The sequence below is a fragment of the Rhodococcus sp. IEGM 1318 genome, from assembly GCF_033142465.1.
Lineage (GTDB): Bacteria > Actinomycetota > Actinomycetes > Mycobacteriales > Mycobacteriaceae > Rhodococcus_F > Rhodococcus_F qingshengii_B.
The window spans coordinates 1-3,319 of the sequence record NZ_JAWLSC010000045.1 but is presented as its reverse complement, the minus strand read 5'-3'; the positions used below and the strand labels follow the sequence as shown (position 1 = coordinate 3,319).

The 3,319-nt window shown below is 63.9% G+C and carries 2 protein-coding genes; both read left to right on the top strand.

From position 1 onward, the window contains the following. Window positions 1-915, top strand: a 915-nt coding sequence (locus R4P65_RS32920; protein ID WP_317829681.1) for a rhodanese-like domain-containing protein, incomplete at its 5' end; no start/stop codon positions are given. Between the two features lie 289 nt (window positions 916-1,204). Further along, window positions 1,205-3,319: MMPL family transporter (locus tag R4P65_RS32915; protein WP_317829680.1), on the top strand; the 2,115-nt coding region annotated here is incomplete at its 3' end.

Below are 3,319 nucleotides of genomic sequence, written 5' to 3'. Positions count from 1 at the left end.
ACCAACACCGACCTGGCTCGGGCGATGTACCGCACAGTCCACGAGACGCTGCTGACCTTGCCCGATGAGGTGACCGTGATGCCGGCCCACGGCGCAGGGTCGTCCTGCGGCAAGAACCTCTCCTCCGAGCTGACCTCCACCATCGGCGAGCAGCGCCGCACGAACCCGTCGGTGCAGCCGATGAGCGAAGATACGTTCGTTGCTCTGATCACCGACGGTCAGCCTGCGGTGCCGCGGTATTTTTCTACCGATGTGACCCTGAACAGGTCGAATCGCGCTCTCCTCGAACAAGATCGGCGCATACCCGAGCTGACACCGGAGGAGCTCCGGACGGAAATGGCCATCGGAACTCGCATTCTCGACGCCCGCACTCCGGACGACTTCGCCGGCGGGCATCTGCGCGGCTCGATCAACGTCGGATTCGACGGCAGGTTCGCTGAAACCGGTGGCATGGTCGCCGATATCGGCGAGCGCATCGTACTCATCACCTATCCGGGTGAGGAACAAGATGCGGCGATGCGTTTGGCGCGCATCGGATCCGACAACGCAGCCGGGTACCTCACTGTCGACGCCGACGGGATCTTTCCGAACTCGCTCACCGACCTTGTCCGTACCGCGCCGCGTACTGCTGTGGTCGAACTGGAGGGGCTCCTGGATTCGGATGCAGTGACCTTGATCGACATCCGAAATCCCGGCGAGCGCGACTTCGGGGTCATCGACGGTGCGCAATCGATTCCGCTCGCCCAGCTCCGCTCCCAGATCGAGGACCTGCCACGTAACAAGCCCATCGTCGTGCACTGCGCCGGCGGTTGGCGCTCGTCCGTCGCTGCATCACTGTTGCGGGCCGACGGCATCGAGAACGTCAGCGACCTGGTCGGCGGATACACGGCCTGGGTCGAGCGTTCGTCCGAATAGTGCCTGATCACTGAAACTCTCGTGCCCCATAGGCGGCACGGCGTCTGACAAGGAGAAACCAGATGTGTTACCCCACGGCATGTTCTTCCTGCTCCAAGACCACCTGGGCAGGATGCGGCCAGCATTCCGAGCAGGTCATGGCAGGTGTCCCGAAAGCGCGGCGCTGCACCTGCACTCCTGCTCCTGATCCGGGTTCCGGGTTCTTCCGGTCCCTTTTCGGCCGCTGACCGGTGCGCCGGACACTGCTGCGCACGTCACTCCCATTCACCCCATCTTCAGGAGTCAACCAATGACTGGCAAATCTACTGTCGAGGAACGCGTTACGTCGGCGTCTCGATCCTCCGGCGGAGTGCTCGGGCGTATGGGCGCGGCCATGGCAGGCAATGCGAAATGGGTGATCGGTGTCTGGCTGATCGTCCTCGTCGCCCTCGGTGCGGCCGCACCATCGGTGTTCAGTTCCCTCGCGGGCGCCGGGTGGCAAGCCAACGGGTCCGAATCGGTCCAGGTTCGCGAACTGGCACAGGAACACTTCGGCGGTAACTCCTCGGCCGCGGTCCAGGTCGTGGTCCATTCCGACGACCGCACCGTCGACAGTCCCGAAGTGCAGCGCACCCTCACCGCGGTCGCGGATGTCTTCGCCGGGGACACCCGTTTCGGTGCGATCATCGCACCGCAACCGGGAATGTCCATCAGCCCGGACGGGCACACCGGAATTCTCATCGCGGGCGCGAACGCGTCCACCGACGAGATGGTCAAGGCCGTCGACGATCTCAAGGGGCAGTTGACCGCTCTGTCCGGTGACGGCATCGAGGTCTACCCGACCGGTGCTTCGGCACTGTGGAGTGATTTCAACAAAGCGAACCACGACGCGATGATTCAGGCCGAACTGTTCTCCTGGCCGGTCACCCTCGCGATCATGGTGCTCGCGTTCGGGTCCCTCGTCGCCGCAGGGCTGCCGTTGCTGTTGACCCTGGCCGGCCTCGTCGCCTCCGCAGGTGGCCTGGTCCTGCTCAACCAGGTCACTCCGATCTCGGTGTGGGCGATGAACTTCGCGATGATGTTCGCTCTCGCCCTCGGTATCGACTACGCCTTGTTCATCGTCGCCCGCTTTCGCGACGCGATCGCGCACGCCACCTCCAAGCAGGCAGCTGTGGCGGAAACCATGGACACCGCAGGCAAAGCCGTTGTCCTGTCCGGAATCACAGTGCTGGTCAGTTTGTCTGCCGTCCTTCTCGTTCCGGCCCCCGCGGTGCGGACGATGGCGATCGGCATCATGCTCGCCGTCTTCTTCGTCCTTCTCGCCTCGATGACTCTGTTGCCAGCAGTGCTCGGGAAACTCGGCACCAAGGTCAATGGTGGATCCCTGCCCTACGCCAAGCGGCAAGAACACCGCTCGCCGAAGTTCGCCGCATGGGGTGAACTGCTGCACAAGCACCCGTGGCCGTTCGCTATCGGTTCTGTCCTGGTACTGATCGCGCTGTCGATCCCGGTGCTCGGTCTCAAGGTAGCGATGCCTTCCATCGAAGTCGTCCCCGCCGACGCCCCGGTCCGCCAAGGATACGAACTCGTCCAGGCTCAGATGGGTGAGGGTGCACCGGGCATGTTGCAGATCATCGCTCCCGCCGCCGAAGCCTCGCAGACGGCGCAGACCGCTTCCTCGGTCGACGGCATCGCCATGGTCACTCCGCCGCAGCCCGCCCCAGACGGCAGTGACTATGTGATGCTGCAGGCCATGCCGACCGTCGACCCATCGGATGCACAGATGGGCACTATCCTCGACACCTTGCGTGCAGACCTCCCCTCGGGTGCACTCGTGGGCGGCGCACCGGCGGAGAACCTCGATCTGCAGCAAGCGCTGAACGACTACTTCCCACTCATCGTCGGCATCATCCTGGTACTCGGGTTCGTGTTGCTTCTGGTGGCGCTGCAGGCGCCGTTGATCGCCATCCTGGGCACCGTGGTCAGCCTGCTCTCCACCGCAGCCGCATTCGGGGTCGCGAAGTTGATCTTCCAGGACGGGCACGGTGCATCCCTGCTCGGCTTCACTCCGCAAGGCTTCCTCGACGGCTGGGGGCCGGTGTTCTTCTTCGCAATGATCTTCGCGATCGCCATGGACTACACCGTGTTCCTCCTCGCCACGGCAAAAGAACACTACGAACGATCCGGGGACCCGAAGGTCGCCCACATCGCAGGTCTGGCTCATTCCGGACGAGTGATCTTCGCCGCCGCCGCGGTGATGGTGGCAGTGTTCTTCACCTTCGCGCTCGCTGACCCGCTACCGCCGAAGGAAATGGGCATCATTCTCGGTGTTGCTGTCCTACTCGACGCAGTCCTGATCCGGCTCATCCTGTTGCCGGTGCTCCTGCGGTTGACCGGACATGCCGCGTGGTGGTCCCCGGCGTGG